The following is a 17,584-nucleotide window of genomic DNA, read 5'->3' on the forward strand; positions in this document are numbered from 1 at the left end:
TTCAAATTATAAATTTCGCAAGAAAAAGCTTGATTTTCTATGATTATCTCGAAAACTGGAATTTTCATTAGTATTAACCTTGGTATATAATACCGGCCTAACTGTTACCTTTTGGTACGCATTGGCCCTTGCCCTGTTGCAAGCTGCGCCTAGGTTCATGTAGAACGAGCCAAACGGAGACAATTCTGCCATGACATCCCTCGCTGATAGCCAAACTTTTGTAAGCAAAGATTTTTTCTTATCCTCGCTTGGGGCGAAAGATTCTGAATTGGCAGCTGCCATTCAGGAGGAACTTCATCGGCAACAGACTCAGATTGAGCTGATCGCGTCGGAGAACATCGTGTCTCGGGCGGTCCTTGAAGCTCAAGGGTCGGTCCTGACCAATAAATATGCCGAAGGATATCCCGGTCGCCGCTATTATGGTGGCTGTGAATTCGTCGACGTAGCTGAAAATTTGGCTCTGGACCGTGCGAAGGCATTGTTTGACTGCAGCTATGCTAATGTTCAACCACATTCCGGTGCGCAAGCAAACCAAGCGGTCTTTATGGCGCTTTTGAAACCGGGTGACACTTTCCTCGGTCTTGACTTGGCAAGTGGGGGGCACCTCACACATGGCTCGCCCGCCAACCAGTCTGGCAAGTGGTTTAATGCGATTTCCTACGGCGTTCGTCCTGATACCCATTTGATTGACTATGATGCTGTGGAGGCATTGGCCAAAGAGCATCAGCCCAAAGTGATTATTGCGGGTGGTTCGGCCTATCCGCGTCAGATCGACTTTGCCCGCTTCCGCGCGATTGCTGATTCAGTTGGTGCCTATTTCATGGTCGACATGGCCCACTTTGCAGGTCTGGTCGCTGGTAAGGCGCACCCAAATCCGCTGGATCACGCTCATGTGGTCACAACCACGACGCACAAGACGTTGCGTGGGCCTCGCGGGGGCATGATTTTGTCGAATGACGAGGCTTTGGGCAAAAAATTCAATTCGGCGGTTTTCCCGGGCCTACAAGGCGGGCCTTTGATGCATGTCATCGCGGCTAAGGCCGTGGCCTTTGGTGAAGCTTTGACGCCAGAGTTCCAAGCCTATGCGCGTCAGGTTGTCGCCAATGCGCAGGCCATGGCAACGGCGGTAAAGGCTGGCGGTTTCGATCTGGTTTCTGGCGGCACAGACACTCATGTGGTGCTGGTCGACTTGCGGCCCAAGGATCTGACCGGCAAGGCCAGCGAAGCCGCTTTGGAGCGGGCTGGCTTTACCTGTAACAAGAACGGCGTGCCATTTGATCCAAAGCCACCTGCAACCACGTCTGGCGTTCGTTTGGGCTCTCCAGCTGGCACGACACGGGGTTTTGGCACCGAGGAATTTACTTGGATTGGCAACAAGATTGTGGAAGTCTTGGACTCGCTTGCCGGGACCCCCGATGGCAATCCAGAAGTGGAAAAGCGCGTGCGTGGTGAAGTCGAAGCCATGTGTGCCCGTTTCCCAATCTATTAGGGCAATATCGGCGAGGTACACGCTTCGCCAATACTGCTTTCGAAAGGATCGTCCATGCGTTGCCCATTCTGCGGATTTGCTGACACGCAGGTCAAGGACTCCCGTCCAGCTGAAGATGGGGTGTCCATCCGGCGTCGCCGTCAATGCCCCGCCTGCGGCGGCCGTTTCACGACCTTTGAACGCGTGCAATTGCGCGAATTGAAAGTGATCAAACGCGACGGTGCGCGGGAATTGTTTGATCGCGACAAGCTGCATCGGTCGGTAGCCATTGCTTTGCGCAAGCGCGAAGTGCCCGAGGAGCGGATTGAGCATTTGATCTCTGGCATCGTGCGGCGCTTGGAGACTTCAGGCGAGACGGAAATTGCCACCAGCACGGTTGGCCAATTTGTCCTGGATGCTTTGGGGGAGACCGATCCGGTTGCCTTCGTCCGCTATGCTTCAGTCTATCGCGATTTCCGTGAGGCAGAAGATTTCAATCGTTTTGTCGATGATGAGCTTGGCGCATTAAAGGAAAGCCTGAAACGTCGGGGCACCGTGCGTGAAGACTGAGGTGGCTAAGCATCGCCCCACCATCACCCTCAAGCTCGCGACCAGTCTCGATGCCCGAATTGCGACGGTGACCGGGGCGAGCCAGTGGATCACAGGACCAGAATCTCGTGCCGAGGTACATCGCATGCGGGCGACCCATGACGGTGTGCTGACAGGCATTGGCACCGTTTTGGCCGATGATCCCGAACTGACCGCGCGGCTTGATCCCATGCCAGCCCGTCAGCCTTGGCGTATTGTGCTCGACCGCAATGGCCGATTGCCTCTGGATAGTAAGCTGATCCAAACCACCGATAGGGCTGGCCTGATTTGGTGTACGGGCTTAGATGTGGCGGCTGAAGCACCAAGTGGCGGTTGCCAGGTTCATCATCATGGCGTGGGTGTGAGCAAAACTGGTCCTGTTGGATTAGACCTCCATGAGGTGTTGCGCCTTCTCACCGACACCTACGACATCAAAGCTTTGATGGTTGAGACAGGCCCGATCTTAGCCACCGCTTTCTTGCGAGCAGGCCTTGTCGACCATATCGCTTGGTTTCGAGCGCCCTTGCTACTCGGCGGCGATGGAAGACCCGTGTTTGACAGCCTAGATGTTGAGGAATTGTCGCAAGCTTGGGTCCTCCACCAGACGGACCATATTAGGTTTGGTCGAGACGTCCTCGACCGCTTCGACTTAAGCCCAACTTAGAAGGCACACAGATGTTTACAGGGATAATCACCGATATTGGCACCATCGTCGCGATGGATCATAGGCCGGGGACCGATGCTGTTTTCACAGTCGATAGCGGCTATGATGCGGCGAGTTTGGCCTTAGGCGCTTCAGTCAGCCACCAAGGGGTCTGCCTCACCCTTATTTCGTTTGAATCGATCACGACAGGGTCGCGCTGGCGGGTGCAAGTCAGCCAAGAGACTTTGGATGTAACATGTGCCAAGGACTGGCAAGTTGGGACACAGCTTAATCTCGAGCGAGCCCTGAAATTGGGCGACGAATTGGGCGGCCATATGGTTTCAGGCCATGTCGATGGTATTGGCGAAGTCATTGCAGTGACCCCTGAAAACGAGAGCCACCGGGTCACCATTCAAGTGCCGGAGCCCTTGGCCAAATATGTATCGCCCAAAGGATCCATCGCGGTCGATGGCGTGTCGTTGACCATCAATGAGGTGGATGATGTGACGTTCGGGATCAATATCATTCCCCACACATGGCAGGTGACAACATTGGGTCGCCTAAAGCTAGGTACACGTGTTAATCTTGAAGCCGATCAAGTTGCACGTTACGTGGAACGCATCCTATCTCGTAAGACCTGACGACCATTTCACCAGCTTCAACCTTGGACTAGGCTATGACACTTTCTTTCGATCCGCCCCACTTGTTGATTGTCGTCGGCGACTATTATGCCCATATCGCGGAAGAATTGGTGGCCGGTGCCACTGAATCCATCAAGGCCGTCAATGGCACCTATGATTTGATCAAGGTGCCAGGTGCCTTTGAAATCCCGGCCGTGATCGCCCATGCTGATCGCGCTACCCATCGCCCAGCAGGCCGTCACTATGATGGCTATGTGGCTTTGGGCTGCGTTATTCGCGGTGAGACTTCGCATTATGACTATGTCTGTGGCGAGAGCGCCCGGGCCTTGATGGAGCTGTCAGTTGAAGGTCTGCCAATTGGCTACGGCATTTTGACGGTGGAAAACGAAGCCCAAGCCCTCGTTCGCGCCAAGCGCGATCAAAAGAACAAGGGCAAGGATGCCGTTGTAGCCTGCCTCACCATGCTGTCGGTCAAGCGGCGCTTGAACATGGGCGGCGTATGACCCGCATCAAACCTTCGTCGATCACCGATGCGCGCCGCGGTGCGCGTCTGGCTGCCGTGCAAGCGCTCTATCAGATGGAAATGTCCGGCGGCGGTGTGACATCGACGGTGCGTGAATATGTCGATCACCGTTTGGGAGAAGATAGTGAGACAGGGCCGCTCGAGACAGCCGACGTGGATTTCTTCCGCGCCTTGGTTGAAGGTGTGGTGGCCGAGCAAGCCTTGATCGATGCGTCGATTAAGTCACGTCTGGCGAAGGGCTGGCGGCTGGAGCGGATTGATTCGATTGTACGCGCCACGGTCCGCGCGGCGACTTTTGAATTATTGCGCCGCGCCGATGTGCCAGTTGCGGTTGTGATCGATGAATATGTTGGCATCGTAAACGCGTTCTTTGATGGACCAGAAGGTGGGTTCACCAATGGGCTTCTCGACCGTTTGGCGCGCGAGCTAAATGCCAATGACCTCCGCCAAGTGACCTCCTGAACACGCGGTAGCCTTTGTGGAACCAGCACCTCCAGAGTTTGACCTAATTGCGCAGCTCTGGGCACCACTTACCCTTGGCGCGCCGGGCGCGTTTGGGCTGAAAGATGATGTGGCCCAGCTATCCAGCGCGCCGTTTGGCCACGTCGTCACCTGTGATCAGATCATTGAAAACACCCATTTCCTGCCAAGTGACCCATTGGACTGGGTCGCCAAACGTCTGGTACGGCGCAATCTGTCGGATTTGATTGCCAAAGGCTGCAAGCCCAGCGGCGCCTTTTTGTCGGTGGCTTGGCCAAAAAGCCGTCCTTACGCACACTTGGCCGATTTTGCTGCGGGACTGGGGCAGGACTTGGCAGAACTGTGCGGCGCGTGCCCGCTGCTGGGGGGCGATACCAGCACCACTCATGGGCCATTGGTAGCTAGCCTCACGCTGGTGGGCGTGCCGCTTTCGGCCGCGGGTCAGCCGATCTTGCGCAGCGGCGCACAGGCTGGTGATCTGATCTTTCTGACGGGCACGATTGGCGACCCGTTTTTGGGATTGCAAGTGCGTTTGGGCTTGATGGACGGGCAGGGGCTGGAAGGTGCGGTCTCAATTGCCTTGGCCCCTTCGCCACCGCCTTTGGCCGTAGCCGCGATCATCGCAGCCCACGCCAATGCGAGCATTGATATCTCAGATGGTCTGCTCGCCGATGCGGGCCATGTCGCAGCGGCCTCGGGACGTGCGCTCGAGCTTGATCTTGAGCGCGTGCCCTTGTCGGCAGAGGCTAGGGTTTTTTTAGATCGCGCGCAGCCCCCCGTTGAAGCTCTCTTAAGTCTCGTCACAGGTGGCGATGACTATCAAGCTCTGACCTGTGTTGCGCCAGCAGAAGCTGAAGCCTTCGCTTCAAAAATGAAGGCTTTAGGGGTTCAGATCACCCAGATTGGTGTCTGCCGCGACGGGCAGGGGCTGAATCTATTCTTTCAGGGCGAAAGGCTTGATTTGCCTGTCCGCACCGGTTGGCAGTTTAGCGGCGCATAAAGGCCACTTGCTCAAGCGAAACACGCGCGACACGAAGACCCGGCTTCATCGCCGTTACTGCTTGGGTCACGACTCTCACAATCGCGGCCTGATCATAAGTATTGGGGCCGTTGCCTTCGGGAATCGGACTGCGCCCGGTGGCGCGGGTGATGCCATCGCGCACAAAGAAATGCTGCTCCCGCACATAAGTCGCGGAATTGAGATCGGTCATGCGAATCTTGAGCGTGACAAACACATAATTCACCAAGGCACCATTGCGGACGATTGGCAGCACCACATTGGTCAGTTCTGCCACCAAGGGCTCGCCCGCTGCCTCGCCCTTGCCTTCGCCCTTGCCTTCAGCAGCTTGCGCGCGCTGCGGCGCTAAAAGCGGTGACAGGGCTGCAGCACCGATGGTGGCTGCGCTCAAAACAAGGGTGGAGCGGCGCGTTGAGTTGGTCATTGCAATTTCCTGCCACACGAATGTCGATGATTGGTTAATGCGCAGGCAGTTTTGGGGTTTACTGATAAGGATTTCCCGAAACCGACGCGGCACGTTGCAAGCGGCGCAATCGCCCCCTAAAGAAGATAGACCAATAAAGGGGGGTCATTCGGAGAGCGGGAGATAAACTGCCGCCACGGATGAGCCAGGAAACGAAAAGAGGTAACACATGGACGTTAGCGTCATGAGTGTGGTCGCGGCAATTGGTGCCGGGGTCATTGCGTTGATCTACGGGTTCATCACCGTTCAACAAGTTCTAAAAGCAAGCCCAGGAAATGCCCGTATGCAAGAAATTGCTGCGGCTATTCAAGAAGGGGCAAATGCCTATCTCAACCGTCAATACACCACGATCGCCATCGTCGGCGTCGCGATTGCGGTTCTCCTCACATTCTTGTTCACCATCACCACGTCGCTTGGCTTTGTGGTTGGTGCCGTTCTTTCAGGCCTTGCCGGTTATGTCGGGATGCTGGTGTCGGTTCGCGCCAATGTGCGTACCACTGAAGCGTCGCGCAACAGCTTGGCAGCAGGTCTCTCCATGGCCTTCCGTGCCGGTGCCGTAACCGGTATGCTGGTGGCTGGTTTGGCATTGATTGGCGTGGCTGGCTATTATTACGTCCTGACGCAAGTCATGGGTCTTGAGCCAACCAGCCGTGAAGTCATCGATCCATTGGTCGCTTTGGGCTTTGGCGCTTCTTTGATTTCCATCTTCGCCCGTCTCGGCGGCGGTATCTTCACCAAGGGTGCAGACGTTGGTGGCGACATGGTTGGCAAGGTCGAAGCTGGCATCCCAGAAGATGATCCACGCAACCCTGCAACCATCGCAGACAATGTCGGCGACAATGTCGGCGACTGCGCTGGTATGGCGGCAGATTTGTTTGAAACCTACGCGGTGACTTTGGTTGCCACCATGGTGTTGGCGTCGATCTTCTTCAAAGAAGCAGGTGCGGCTGTTATGATGTCTTTGCCACTGGCCATTGGCGCCATGGCGATCGTGACCTCGATTGTTGGCACTTATTTTGTCCGTCTGGGCAAAGACAACAACATCATGAATGCCTTGTATAAGGGCCTGATCGCGGCTGGCGTGCTCTCTGTTGCGGGCCTTTATGCTGTGGTCCAATACACCGTAACCCAGACCTATACGACCAGCGGTGGCGTGACCATTACAGCCATGAACCTGTTCTGGTCAGGCGTGATTGGTCTTGTCGTGACAGCCGCCATTGTGTGGGTGACCGAATATTACACCGGTACGGACTATCGCCCGGTGAAATCGGTGGCTCAAGCTTCGGTTTCTGGCCATGGTACCAACGTCATTCAAGGCTTGGCCGTGTCGATGGAATCCACCGCACTGCCAGCTTTGATCATCGTCGGCGGTATTTTGGCGACCTTCAACTTGGCAGGCCTGTTCGGCATCGCCATTGCAACCACGACCATGTTGTCGGTTGCCGGGATCATTGTGGCGCTCGACGCCTTTGGCCCTGTGACAGACAATGCTGGCGGTATTGCCGAAATGGCCAATCTGCCACCAGAAGTCCGCAAGACGACCGATGCGCTCGACGCTGTGGGTAACACCACCAAAGCTGTGACCAAGGGCTATGCCATTGGTTCGGCCGGTTTAGGTGCCTTGGTGTTGTTCGCGGCCTATACCGAAGACTTGAAATACTTCTCGAGTAATCCAGCAGAATATCCCTATTTTGCCGGTGTGAACGTCAGCTTCGACTTGTCCAACCCTTATGTTGTGGTTGGTCTGTTGATTGGTGGTCTCTTGCCTTATCTGTTCGGTGGCTGGTCGATGACCGCCGTAGGCCGTGCAGCTGAAGCGGTTGTGCAGGAAGTACGTCGTCAGTTCCGTGAAATTCCAGGTATTATGGAAGGCACGGGCAAGCCAGACTATGGTCGGGCTGTCGATATTCTGACCAAAGCTGCGATCCGTGAAATGATCGTACCAAGCTTGCTGCCAGTCTTGTCGCCGATCGTTCTCTTCTTCGCGATCAACATGATTGCCGGCAAAGCGCAGGCTTTGGCAGCAGTCGGTGCGATGCTGTTGGGCGTGATTGTGACGGGTCTGTTCGTCGCCATCTCCATGACCTCCGGCGGGGGCGCTTGGGACAATGCCAAGAAGTCGTTTGAAGACGGCTTTGTGGACCGTGATGGCGTCAAGCACATGAAGGGTTCAGAGGCGCATAAGGCTTCTGTGACCGGTGACACGGTTGGCGACCCATACAAGGACACATCTGGTCCTGCGGTGAACCCCATGATCAAGATCACCAATATTGTGGCTCTGCTCTTGTTGGCTGTCTTGGCCCACCAAGGCTAAACCACCAGACCATCAAAATATGAAAGTCCCGGTCGAGAGACCGGGGCTTTTTTGTTTGGGGCTCAATGTCACGGCGGATGGCGAGAATTTAACCGTCTAAAGCGCAGCGGGGCGCTTGGCCAAGTCACAATGGTTGGTTAGGCTGATCCGAACGAGGCAGGTGAGGAGAGTGGTAGTGCGGAAAGGTCGGTGTTCGAATGAGCCGAGCGCATGCGAGTTTGCCCGCGCTCAACTTGAGCTGCCCTATGCCGGGCCGGGAAGTGTTTGTTCGCGCTGCGGTAGCCCCTTAGCCGCCATTATCGAGCCTAGCGAGCCCAGCACTGGGAATTTTTCCCAAAGCGCGCACGATACAATGCCAGCTCAGCCGGAGCCAAATTTTGAACGGGAATCGGCCTCACGCTACGTACCCCGCGCGGATCTGGCATCGGAAGTATCCACTGGCTTTACGATCATGCGATTGACCCGATGGGTTGCGATTGCGGCCCTTCTTGTGTTGGTTGGCTTTATTGCTTGGCGACTGTTTGGCCCGGCGCAAGACACCGAGACAGGACTCGACCCAGCCGGTCTGTCGGCTTTAACCGAGGGGCTGGATATCCAGCAAATCTCACCACCGGAAATGCGCCGCGTGGATGTCTCCACCGAGGCACGCGTCTCGCCTGATCCGACCAGCGCGGTGATTATGTTGCTGGCCCCCGACACGATCTTGGATGTGACGGGGCGTATCGAAGTTGGCGGCCTGAATTGGCTGCGTATCACATTGCCGACGGATCGCTCTCGGTCGGGATTTATCCGCGAAGATATGTTGGCTCCGCTGGGCGAGGGCGACGGCGATTATTCAAGCCTGGATCCGCTGGCCGGCAATACAATTAACGGCTCCATTATGCCGATTGCCCCGGTCCAAGTGGGAGCCGTGCCGATGGCGCAACCCCTGACCTACCAGATTATCGGACCGCCAGCGTCCATCTATCAAAGCCCCGCACTTGAAAGCCCGCAGATGGGACAAGTGGCCAGTGGCGTGATGGTCATGGTTGTCGCCCAACACATGTCGAATGGGCAAGCTTGGTACCAAGTTCAATTGACCAATGGCCGAACGGGCTGGATATCGGGTAATTCAGCCATGCTGGCCTCGCAAAACCCCAGCATAGCTGCGACCGCTGTCGCCGCGGCACCGCCAGCGGAAGCCAGCACGCCGCCAGCGCCGAAAGCTGAGCCCGAAGTTCCAGCTGGGCCCATGGCTGTTAGCGTGGGCACACTGATGCGTGTGGATACCCCGACAGCGAGCTTGCGGGCACGCCCCGGGGTTGCGAGCGATCCGGTGCTGGAGGTTTTGCCAACCGATACCTTGATGTCGGTTGAAGATGTCCGCATTGTTGCCGGTATGCCGTGGTACCAAGTCACCTCGCCTAAGGGGAATCAGGGATGGTTGTCTGGTCGGGCCCTTGTCGCCAATCAATAAGGTTGGCGCTGTTGCTCTCACGGCCTAACCCCTGTTGCGCTGGCGCAAGTCCTGATAAAGCACCAGCCGAAACGCTGATTAATCCGTAGGTCCCAACCCGTCTTTCGCGAAAGCCAAGTGCATGTTTTCAGAGGAAACCCAGACATCGCAAGCTATGCGGCCTCGGGGATCGAGCGGTGCAAGCCGGGTCTTACTGATCATGGGCGCAATTGGCGTTTCGGCGCTGGTGATCTTGGGTGCCTTTTTCGGGTTTAGGGCAATGTTCTCGGGCCAACAAGCCGCGGTGCCGACCTTGGATGGGCCAAGATCCTATAGTGCCTTGGGGCGTACAGAAGTCCGGAAAGAGGCGTCTCTGACGGCACCTATCGCTTTGGTACTCAAGGAAGGCACCATTGTATCGGCTCAAAGCGTCGGTGAGAAAGCCGGGGTTGAGTGGATTTCATTGACCGCTGTGGATGGTGCGAAGGGCTTCGCCCCAAAGGCCTTGTTTCGCGAGATTGTGCCAACAAGCGGCAGTAATAAAATTAGCGGCGGCGTTCGCAATATCGTCACGTCCGCCCTTTTGAACCTGCGTGAAACCCCTTCGATGTCTGGCAAAATTGTTGGCACCGTCGACGGTGGCACCCGCCTCGTGTCTGACGGATCGGTAGAGGCAGAGGGTGAGTTGTGGATGCGTGTCCCATTGGATGGCAACACGATTGTTTATATTTTGCAGCGCTTTATAACAGCCGATGATGACGCCAACGGAAATGATGGGATCGGCGCGGACAATGCCACCGTCGGTGCTGTGGGCCGCGCCATCCAGATCGCCAATGTGCAGGCAACACCGCTGCCCAATTCCCGAATTGTCCGTGCGCTCCAACCCGGCGAAGTAGTCCGTGTGATTGGCCAAACCAATTCGGGCATTGCTTGGTACGTCTTGCGGCTCAATGATGGCAGCCAGGGCTTTGCGCCAAAGGCGGCCATCAGTATCGATGAAGGGGCTTCACGCTGGGTTTATCCAGACGGCACCGAAGCACCGGGCCCAAATGTGCCCCAAGGCCAAACCCAGCCGATTGATCCGGCAAGCCTTCTACAAATGAACGGTGCCAGCACCGGTGCCGATGGGGCGGGTGGGGAAGCCACCGGGGCCAACACCACGCCGGCAGAGGCCGCCGACGGCGTCTTGCCCGTTACACCGACGGCACCTGTAGCCCAGCCTGCCGCTGCGGGTCCCCAGCCATAACGAACCTGCCCTTGGTTGCACGCGTGAGTTATGGACCGCTCACGTAACATTGATCAAATCTATGGGTGCGATAGTTAAATTCAATTGGTATTTGCGCCAACTTTCTGTACTCAGGCCCCGGCAACCTGTCTGCGATGTCAGGCAAGGGTTAGCTTCGATTTTCAGGAGAGACATGATGAGCCTCGCAACCAGCAAAACACTCGACAATCTTAAAGAAGCCTTCGCCGGTGAAAGCCAAGCCAATCGCCGCTATCTTTACTTCGCGCAAAAGGCAGATGTGGAAGGCTATAACGATGTCGCCAGTGTCTTCCGTTCGACCGCCGAAGGTGAAACCGGCCACGCCCATGGCCATTTGGAATTCATGGAATCGGTTGGCGATCCAGCCACCGGCCTGCCAATCGGAGCCACTGCTGACAATCTGAAAGCTGCGATCGCTGGCGAAACTCATGAATATACCGACATGTATCCCGGTATGGCGCGCACTGCGCGTGAAGAAGGCTTCGACGAAATTGCGGATTGGTTTGAGACCTTGGCAAAAGCTGAAAAGTCCCACGCTGGTCGTTTCCAGCGCGCTTTGGACAGCATGGACGCATAATTCGCGTTTTCCGATTCTGGCAGGGGGCTGGGCTAAGCTCAGCCCTCTTGCTTATTTCGGATGTTACTAGGGAAAGGGCACTTCGTGGCAGAAGAGACAAAGCGGGCACCGCGTGAGGGCAGTCTTGATGCCCCATTTCGTCATCCAATCGCTTGGCAGGAAGAGAGCTATTACGATCTGTCTCTCATCGAGCATGAGATGGAACGCGTGTTCGATATCTGCCACGGCTGTCGGCGCTGCTTCAATCTGTGTGAGTCTTTCCCCAAACTGTTTGATATGGTTGATGAAAGTCCGACCGGTGAACTCGATAGCGTGCCAAAGGCTGCCTATCAGGATGTCGCCGACGCGTGCACCTTGTGCGATATGTGCTTCTTGACCAAATGCCCCTACGTGCCGCCGCACGAATTTGACTTGGACTTCCCGCATCTAATTTTACGCCATCGAGCTGCGAAGCGTCGGGCGGATGGGATCGACAACCCGGTCCGAGAGGCCTTAGGCGAAACCGACCGCAATGGCCGTTTGGCCCGTCCGGTTGCAGGTATCGCGAATTGGGCGAGCGACGTTAAAAATAAGCCTGTCCGCCAAGTAATTGAGGCGTTGACCGGCATTGATGCCGATGTTGAGCTGCCGAAATTCCACACAACCACGGCCTCCGACAGATTGGCGATGACGACGCCGGGCGATGCAGCAGGCCCCGCCTATAATCAGCGCAAAGCCGCCCTCTATGCGACCTGCTTTGTCGATTATAACGCCCCAGATACCGCCGTTGCTGCCGCTGAGGTTTTGGCGAAGCAAGGCATTGCCAGCACCTTGGTTTATCCCGAATGCTGTGGGATGCCGCAATTGGAGGCGGGCGATATTGCCGAAGTGGCCGGGCGGGCTGCCCGTGTTGCGGCCCATTTTGAACATTGGATCGATACGGGCCATGATGTCATCGCCTTGACGGCCTCTTGTGGCTTGATGATGAAGTTTGAGTGGCCATTGATCTTGCCGGATAATCCGCAAGTGAAGAAGTTGGCTGCCGCTACCAAAGACATCAGCGAATACATGGTCGAGCTATCCAAGACATTTGGATTGGCTGCGGGTCTAAACCCCATCGAAGGTGGCGTGACCGTGCATCACGCCTGCCACGCGCGGGCGCAGAATATGGGCCAGAAGTCGGCCGAGATGCTCAAGCTCATTCCAGACACCAAAGTGGATGTGGTGGAACGTTGCTCTGGCCATGGCGGCACGTTTGGGGTCCTGAAAGAAACCAAGCCAATGGCCTTTAAAGTTGGTAAGCCGGCCGCCAAACAGGTCGCTGCCAAAGATAATGAGACTTTGTGCTCCGACTGCCCGTTGGCGTGCAAGCATTTGGGGCAGATGTTGATTGCGGAGACTGGGCCAGACAAGGGCCCTGCAAAACAACCTCTACAAGCCCACCCCATTGAGATTTTGGCCCGCGCCTACGGCCTTAGCTAGGAAAAAAGACATGCCTGCTTCTTCTCGCACCATCACCCGTTCTGACTTGATACCGGATGCGGAATTCTCCCTCGTTCGCAAGGCGCGTCGGGCCGAATTATTGCCGATCAAGAAACTGCGCCGGATTGATCTGGGGCCTGTCTGCACCGTCTATTTCGAAACGTTCGAGACGATGTTGTTCCAGATTCAAGAGATGCTTCTGATTGAAAAGGGCGGGGAGGAACAAATTCAGGACGAATTGGCCGCCTATAACCCTCTGATCCCCAAGGGGTCTGAATTAGTCGCAACCATTATGTTTGAAATTGATGAGCCTGTGCGTCGGGCCAATATTCTCGCGCGTTTGGGCGGCATTGAAGAACATTTCTTCTTACAAATCGGAACCGAGAAAGTCCGCGCGGTGCCGGAAGGTGACGTCGAGCGCACGCGCTCGGATGGCAAGGCGTCTTCGGTTCACTTCATGCATTTTCCGCTGGAACCCGCCCATATCGCCGTGTTTCGGGAGCCGACAACCCAAATCATGGTCGGCAGCGATCATGAGAGCTATGCCCATCTGACGATCTTGAGCCCAGCTACACGGGCCGAGTTGGCACGGGATTTTGCCTAAACCTTCTCGCTGACCCAGATGCGGATCAGATGATGGGCAATCGCAAGTGGAGGCGGGGCGCGTAAGGTCACGCCATCGCGTGTACAACCGGCTTCAGACAAAAGTTGCCGCGCCTCATCCCGGCTAAACCAGATGGCTTGGGATATTTCGTGTGTGTCAATGTTGAGGTCATAGCTCTCGACCTCGGCAATTAGGCCAATCATCAATTGCGACGGGAAGGGCCAAGGTTGGTTGGCGACAATGCGCGCGCTGGTCATCTTGACGCCAGCTTCTTCAAACAACTCGCGCGCGCAGCCTTTTTCTACTGTTTCGCCGGGTTCGATGAAGCCAGCCAGGGCTGAGATAAAGCCCGCCCGAAAGCCAATACCGCGACCCAGCAAACATTGATCGCCTTTAACTGCGAGCATGATGGCGACCGGGTCTGTACGCGGGAAATGTTCCGTTTTGCACGATGGGCAGGCCCGCTTCCAACCCGCCTCAGCCATATGGGTTGTATCACCGCAATTTGCGCAAAAGCCGTGGCGGCTATGCCAGTCCAAGATCGCTTTCGCCGTGCCGGCAATGGCGAGGTCGGCCATGTCCATGATGCCTGCGGCCATGCGCAAATCTTCGGGTTCGCCCAAGCCTTGAATCGGGCCGTCATTCCAATCAAACCGGGCGGGCAAGGTGGTTGCAAAGGTTGCCCGGCCCTTGTCATCCAACCCCATTAAAATGGGTTCTGGGCTCGATTTTGGCAGAAAGGCGGATCGGCTGGTGCTCGCTAGTCGCAACAGCTTACGCGCGCCGGTCGATTGCGGGTCTTGGCTCAAAACAGGCTTGCCGTCTTGGATCAAGATCAAATCGGTGTCGGGATGATTGAGCAGGCTTTCCATTTTGTCGGCGTCGCGGCGCAGCGCGCTGGCGCGGTCGAGAGGGAAGGCGGTGAAGGGGATGAAATCAGAAGTTTGTGCCATAGACTGCACCTGAACTGGCCCGCCCGTCTTGGTCAAGCACGATTTGTTGCTGGCTGGCACCTGCTGCATCCACAGGATTGCCGCCATTAGCGCTTGAAACTAGCGACCTGACTTGCGATATGGGGGGTGGAGATCGGCGGTGGACGTAGTCCTCGCCAATTCGGTCAGGTCCGGAAGGAAGCAGCCGCAACGAGTTTCGCTATGGGTCGCCGTTCGGTCTCCACCCTTTTACCTGTGCGCACCCACAGTTTGGAACCCCAGCATGGACGAAACGGATCTTGGCGGTGAAGGTGATCTTCCACAGTCAGGAGGATTTTCTGGGTACGACCAAGCCGATGCTGAGCCGGACGATCTGACCTTGTCGATGTTTGGTGAGCCTGCAGAGGTGCCACAAAAGACCGCAGTTGAGCAGGGTGCCCAACCTTATTTGGTGCTGGCCCGCAAATATCGGCCCCAACGCTTTGAAGATTTGATTGGGCAAGAGGCGATGGTTCGCACCTTGACCAATGCGTTTGCCTCTAACCGTATCGCCCATGCATTCATGCTGACCGGGGTGCGCGGGGTCGGCAAAACCACGACAGCCCGCCTGATTGCGCGCGCGCTCAATTATCAAACGGAGACGATTGATCGGCCTTCGATCCAGCTTGATCCGCTCGGCAGCCAGTGTGAAGCCATCACGCGGGGCAATCATCCCGATGTCTTTGAACTCGATGCCGCCTCGCGCACCGGGGTGGGCGATATGCGCGAATTGCTCGATGGGGTGCGCTATGGCCCAATCGCGGCGCGCTACAAGGTCTATATCATCGACGAAGTGCACATGCTGTCAAAGAGCGCGTTCAACGCGCTGTTGAAGACGTTGGAGGAGCCGCCTCCGCATGTGAAATTCATCTTTGCAACCACTGAAATTCGCTCGGTCCCCGTCACCATTTTGTCGCGCTGCCAACGCTTTGATTTGCGCCGGATTGAGCCCGTGGTGCTGGCCGATTATTTGGAAAAGATCGCAAGTCGTGAAGGCACGCAGATTGCGCGCGACGGCGTGGAATTGATTGCACGCGCGGCCGAAGGCTCTGCTCGCGACGGCCTTTCGCTCTTGGATCAAGCCATAGTTCAGGATCAGGGCAATGGGGTCACCGGCACCGAGATCCGCGACATGTTGGGTCTGGCTGACCGGACCCGCACCATGGATTTGCTGGGCGCGATCCTCAAGGGCGATGCCAAGACGGCGCTACAAGCTTTCCGCGAACAATATGATTTAGGCGCTGATCCGGGCCTTGTGCTGCGCGACTTGATGGACTTAACCCACGAGATCTCGCGCGGGGATGTTCTGGGTGCCGATTGGCATCCCGCAGGCGCAAGCGACCATATCCAGCAAATGAAGGCCTTTGCGCACAGTACCACACCTGCCGCGCTTGGCCGCCTGTGGCAATTGATCTTGCGGGGCTTTGAAGAATCGGGCCGGGCACCTGATCCGGTCCAAGCCGCTGAAATGTGTTTGTTGCGCGCGTGCGCTGCCCAGCAATTGCCGCCGCCTGAAGATTTAGCCCGTCTCTTGATTGGCCAGCCCATGGCGACCTCTGGCTCGCCGGGCCCAGCATCGTCCCAAGGCCACAGTGCTGGCCCAACGGCCGCCTTGGTACCCCAAGCCGCGCAGCCTACACCTACATCAGCCGCGCAGCCGAGTTTAAGCTTTGAAGGCTTGCTCGAAGCGCTTGAAGACGCCCGTGAAATTGTGCTCGTGACAGAATTGGAACGCTTTGTCCGCCCAGTCAGCCTCGAGCCCGGCCGCTTGGTGATCGAGCTTTTGCCCAATGCGCCGGTAGACCTTCAAAAGCGCGCCGTGGAAGCGCTGTCTGCCCTTACTGGCGACGACTGGCTGGTAGAAGCGGGCTCTGGCGGGCAAGAGAGTATTGCCGAGCGGAACAAGCGTTTGGAGGTTGAGCGGGTCGATGCCGCTAAACAGGCCCCCGAAGTCGTTGCGGCACTGAGAGCTTTTCCCGGTGCCCGCATTCTCGACGTCCGCGCTGCACCGGTCCCAGAAGTGGCCTTGGAAGCTGTCGTTGAGGACGGCGATGAAGACGGTGACGCTGAGGTCAGCAATGTCCTATCGGTGGACTTTAACCGCCGCCGCGTCGGCGACTAGAACTTAATTCGGGATCATGGCGTATCCCTTTTTGACAGGACGAGTGCAATGAAAGACCTTGGCGGATTGATGAAGACCATGCAGCAGATGCAGTCGAAAGTGGCAGATGCGCATAAGAAAATGGAAAAGATCGAAGCCGAGGGCAGCGCAGGTGCCGGCATGGTGAAAATCACCAGTAATGGTGAAGGTAAGCTGTTGGCGATCTCGATCGATCCCAGCCTGTGCGTGGCTGAAGATGTCGAAATCCTTGAGGATTTGATCAAGGCCGCTTTTGAAGATGCCCGCAAAAAGGTCGAAGCCAGCCGTGCGGCGATGGAAAAGGACTTGATGGGTGGCTTGCCTCTGCCCCCCGGCTTCAAGATGCCTTTCTGATCATGACGGACCGGAATGCGCGGACCAAGCGCGCCACAGCAAGCCCGGAGATCGAGCGCCTCGTCTCGCTCTTGGCTAAATTGCCGGGCCTTGGGCCGCGCTCAGCCCGTCGGGCTGCGCTCCATCTCTTGAAGAAACGCGAAGGCCTGATGCAACCACTCGGCCAAGCTTTGGCCGAGGCAGCCGAAAAAGTGAAAGCCTGCCAGCGATGTGGCAATCTCGATACCCAAGACCCTTGTTCGGTCTGTAGTGACCCGGCCCGCGATCAGAGCACCTTATGCGTGGTTGTTGAAGTCAGTGATTTATGGGCACTGGAGCGCTCCGGTGCCTATTATGGCCAGTATCATGTGCTGGGTGGCGTCTTGTCGGCTTTAGACGGTGTGCGCCCGGAAGACTTGCGGATTGGCAGCCTGATGTCGCGCATCCAACAAGGCGGCATTACCGAAGTCGTATTGGCCTTGGCAGCCACGGTTGAAGGCCAAACCACCGCTCATTATCTCGCCGATGTTTTGGCCGATAGCGGGGTGGCGACCACCAAACTGGCCCATGGCGTGCCCGTGGGTGGAGAATTGGATCATTTGGACGACGGGACGCTGCTGGCGGCCCTAAAAGCGCGCCGCAGCGTCTGATGTCTCTTGGC

The 17,584-nt window shown here is 56.7% G+C and carries 18 protein-coding genes and 1 other RNA gene; 17 read left to right on the plus strand and 2 right to left on the minus strand.

Features of this window, described 5'->3' with window-relative positions; genetic code table 11:
- Positions 1-190: 190 nt before the first annotated feature.
- Genes glyA through thiL form a run of 7 tightly spaced genes read left to right on the plus strand, consistent with a single transcriptional unit; the run spans position 191 to position 5,343 of the window.
- Positions 191-1,489, plus strand: a complete 1,299-nt coding sequence (glyA, locus tag ACOVRA_RS04955) for a serine hydroxymethyltransferase (RefSeq protein ID WP_421719335.1) — start codon at positions 191-193, stop codon at positions 1,487-1,489.
- A 54-nt stretch (positions 1,490-1,543) separates the two neighbouring features.
- Positions 1,544-2,038 carry a transcriptional regulator NrdR gene (gene nrdR / locus ACOVRA_RS04960; protein WP_421719336.1) on the plus strand — a complete coding sequence of 165 codons (495 nt, stop codon included), beginning with the start codon at positions 1,544-1,546 and terminating at the stop codon, positions 2,036-2,038.
- Complete coding sequence (locus tag ACOVRA_RS04965) at positions 2,028-2,720, plus strand: RibD family protein (protein ID WP_421719337.1); 693 nt, start codon at positions 2,028-2,030, stop codon at positions 2,718-2,720. The genes nrdR and ACOVRA_RS04965 overlap by 11 nt, the downstream gene beginning before the upstream one ends.
- Positions 2,721-2,731: 11 nt before the next feature.
- Positions 2,732-3,340 (plus strand): riboflavin synthase, encoded by a 609-nt coding sequence (locus ACOVRA_RS04970; RefSeq protein ID WP_421719338.1) that lies wholly within the window; start codon positions 2,732-2,734, stop codon positions 3,338-3,340.
- A gap of 35 nt (positions 3,341-3,375) precedes the next feature.
- Complete coding sequence (ribH, locus tag ACOVRA_RS04975) at positions 3,376-3,843, plus strand: 6,7-dimethyl-8-ribityllumazine synthase (protein ID WP_421719339.1); 468 nt, start codon at positions 3,376-3,378, stop codon at positions 3,841-3,843.
- The gene (nusB, locus tag ACOVRA_RS04980) at positions 3,840-4,325 is read left to right on the plus strand and encodes a transcription antitermination factor NusB (protein ID WP_290801368.1); all 486 of its coding nucleotides are present in this window, start codon (positions 3,840-3,842) and stop codon (positions 4,323-4,325) included. Before ribH ends, nusB begins: the two co-directional genes overlap by 4 nt.
- A gap of 16 nt (positions 4,326-4,341) precedes the next feature.
- Entirely contained in the window at positions 4,342-5,343 is a 1,002-nt protein-coding gene (thiL, locus tag ACOVRA_RS04985; protein ID WP_421719340.1) for a thiamine-phosphate kinase, read from the plus strand.
- Here thiL and ACOVRA_RS04990 read toward each other — a convergent pair.
- Positions 5,330-5,785, minus strand: coding sequence for a hypothetical protein (locus ACOVRA_RS04990; protein WP_421719341.1), 456 nt, complete (start codon positions 5,783-5,785; stop codon positions 5,330-5,332). The genes thiL and ACOVRA_RS04990 overlap by 14 nt on opposite strands.
- Positions 5,786-6,008: 223 nt before the next feature.
- Here ACOVRA_RS04990 and ACOVRA_RS04995 point away from each other — a divergent pair, with 223 nt between their 5' ends.
- The 6 genes from ACOVRA_RS04995 to ACOVRA_RS05020 all read left to right on the plus strand — a co-directional run bounded on the left by ACOVRA_RS04995 (position 6,009) and on the right by ACOVRA_RS05020 (position 13,479).
- A complete protein-coding gene (locus ACOVRA_RS04995) occupies positions 6,009-8,138 on the plus strand; it encodes a sodium-translocating pyrophosphatase (protein WP_421719384.1) in 2,130 nt (709 codons plus the stop codon).
- Positions 8,139-8,589: 451 nt separating this feature from the next.
- Positions 8,590-9,594, plus strand: a complete 1,005-nt coding sequence (locus tag ACOVRA_RS05000; RefSeq protein WP_421719342.1) for an SH3 domain-containing protein — start codon at positions 8,590-8,592, stop codon at positions 9,592-9,594.
- A 121-nt stretch (positions 9,595-9,715) separates the two neighbouring features.
- Positions 9,716-10,819 (plus strand): SH3 domain-containing protein, encoded by a 1,104-nt coding sequence (locus tag ACOVRA_RS05005; protein ID WP_421719343.1) that lies wholly within the window; start codon positions 9,716-9,718, stop codon positions 10,817-10,819.
- A gap of 172 nt (positions 10,820-10,991) precedes the next feature.
- On the plus strand, positions 10,992-11,414 hold the full coding sequence (locus tag ACOVRA_RS05010; RefSeq protein WP_290807618.1) for a rubrerythrin family protein: 423 nt from the start codon (positions 10,992-10,994) through the stop codon (positions 11,412-11,414).
- An 84-nt stretch (positions 11,415-11,498) separates the two neighbouring features.
- The gene (locus ACOVRA_RS05015; protein ID WP_421719344.1) at positions 11,499-12,875 is read left to right on the plus strand and encodes a (Fe-S)-binding protein; all 1,377 of its coding nucleotides are present in this window, start codon (positions 11,499-11,501) and stop codon (positions 12,873-12,875) included.
- A gap of 10 nt (positions 12,876-12,885) precedes the next feature.
- Positions 12,886-13,479 (plus strand): DUF3501 family protein, encoded by a 594-nt coding sequence (locus tag ACOVRA_RS05020; protein ID WP_421719345.1) that lies wholly within the window; start codon positions 12,886-12,888, stop codon positions 13,477-13,479.
- Here ACOVRA_RS05020 and nudC read toward each other — a convergent pair.
- Positions 13,476-14,432 (minus strand): NAD(+) diphosphatase, encoded by a 957-nt coding sequence (nudC, locus tag ACOVRA_RS05025; RefSeq protein ID WP_421719346.1) that lies wholly within the window; start codon positions 14,430-14,432, stop codon positions 13,476-13,478. The two genes, ACOVRA_RS05020 and nudC, sit on opposite strands and share 4 nt — an antisense overlap.
- Before the next feature lie 127 nt (positions 14,433-14,559).
- On the opposite strand from nudC, the gene ffs reads away from it, so the two are divergent.
- From ffs to recR, 4 genes are all read left to right on the plus strand, one after another.
- An RNA gene (gene ffs / locus ACOVRA_RS05030) (signal recognition particle sRNA small type) lies at positions 14,560-14,658 on the plus strand.
- 36 nt (positions 14,659-14,694) lie between these two features.
- Positions 14,695-16,572 (plus strand): DNA polymerase III subunit gamma/tau, encoded by a 1,878-nt coding sequence (locus ACOVRA_RS05035; protein WP_421719347.1) that lies wholly within the window; start codon positions 14,695-14,697, stop codon positions 16,570-16,572.
- 48 nt (positions 16,573-16,620) lie between these two features.
- Entirely contained in the window at positions 16,621-16,944 is a 324-nt protein-coding gene (locus tag ACOVRA_RS05040) for a YbaB/EbfC family nucleoid-associated protein (protein WP_298226504.1), read from the plus strand.
- Between the two features lie 2 nt (positions 16,945-16,946).
- Positions 16,947-17,573, plus strand: coding sequence for a recombination mediator RecR (gene recR / locus ACOVRA_RS05045; protein WP_421719348.1), 627 nt, complete (start codon positions 16,947-16,949; stop codon positions 17,571-17,573).
- Positions 17,574-17,584 lie beyond the last annotated feature (11 nt).

Source organism: Aquidulcibacter sp. (assembly GCF_049239865.1).
Classification (GTDB): domain Bacteria; phylum Pseudomonadota; class Alphaproteobacteria; order Caulobacterales; family Aquidulcibacteraceae; genus Aquidulcibacter.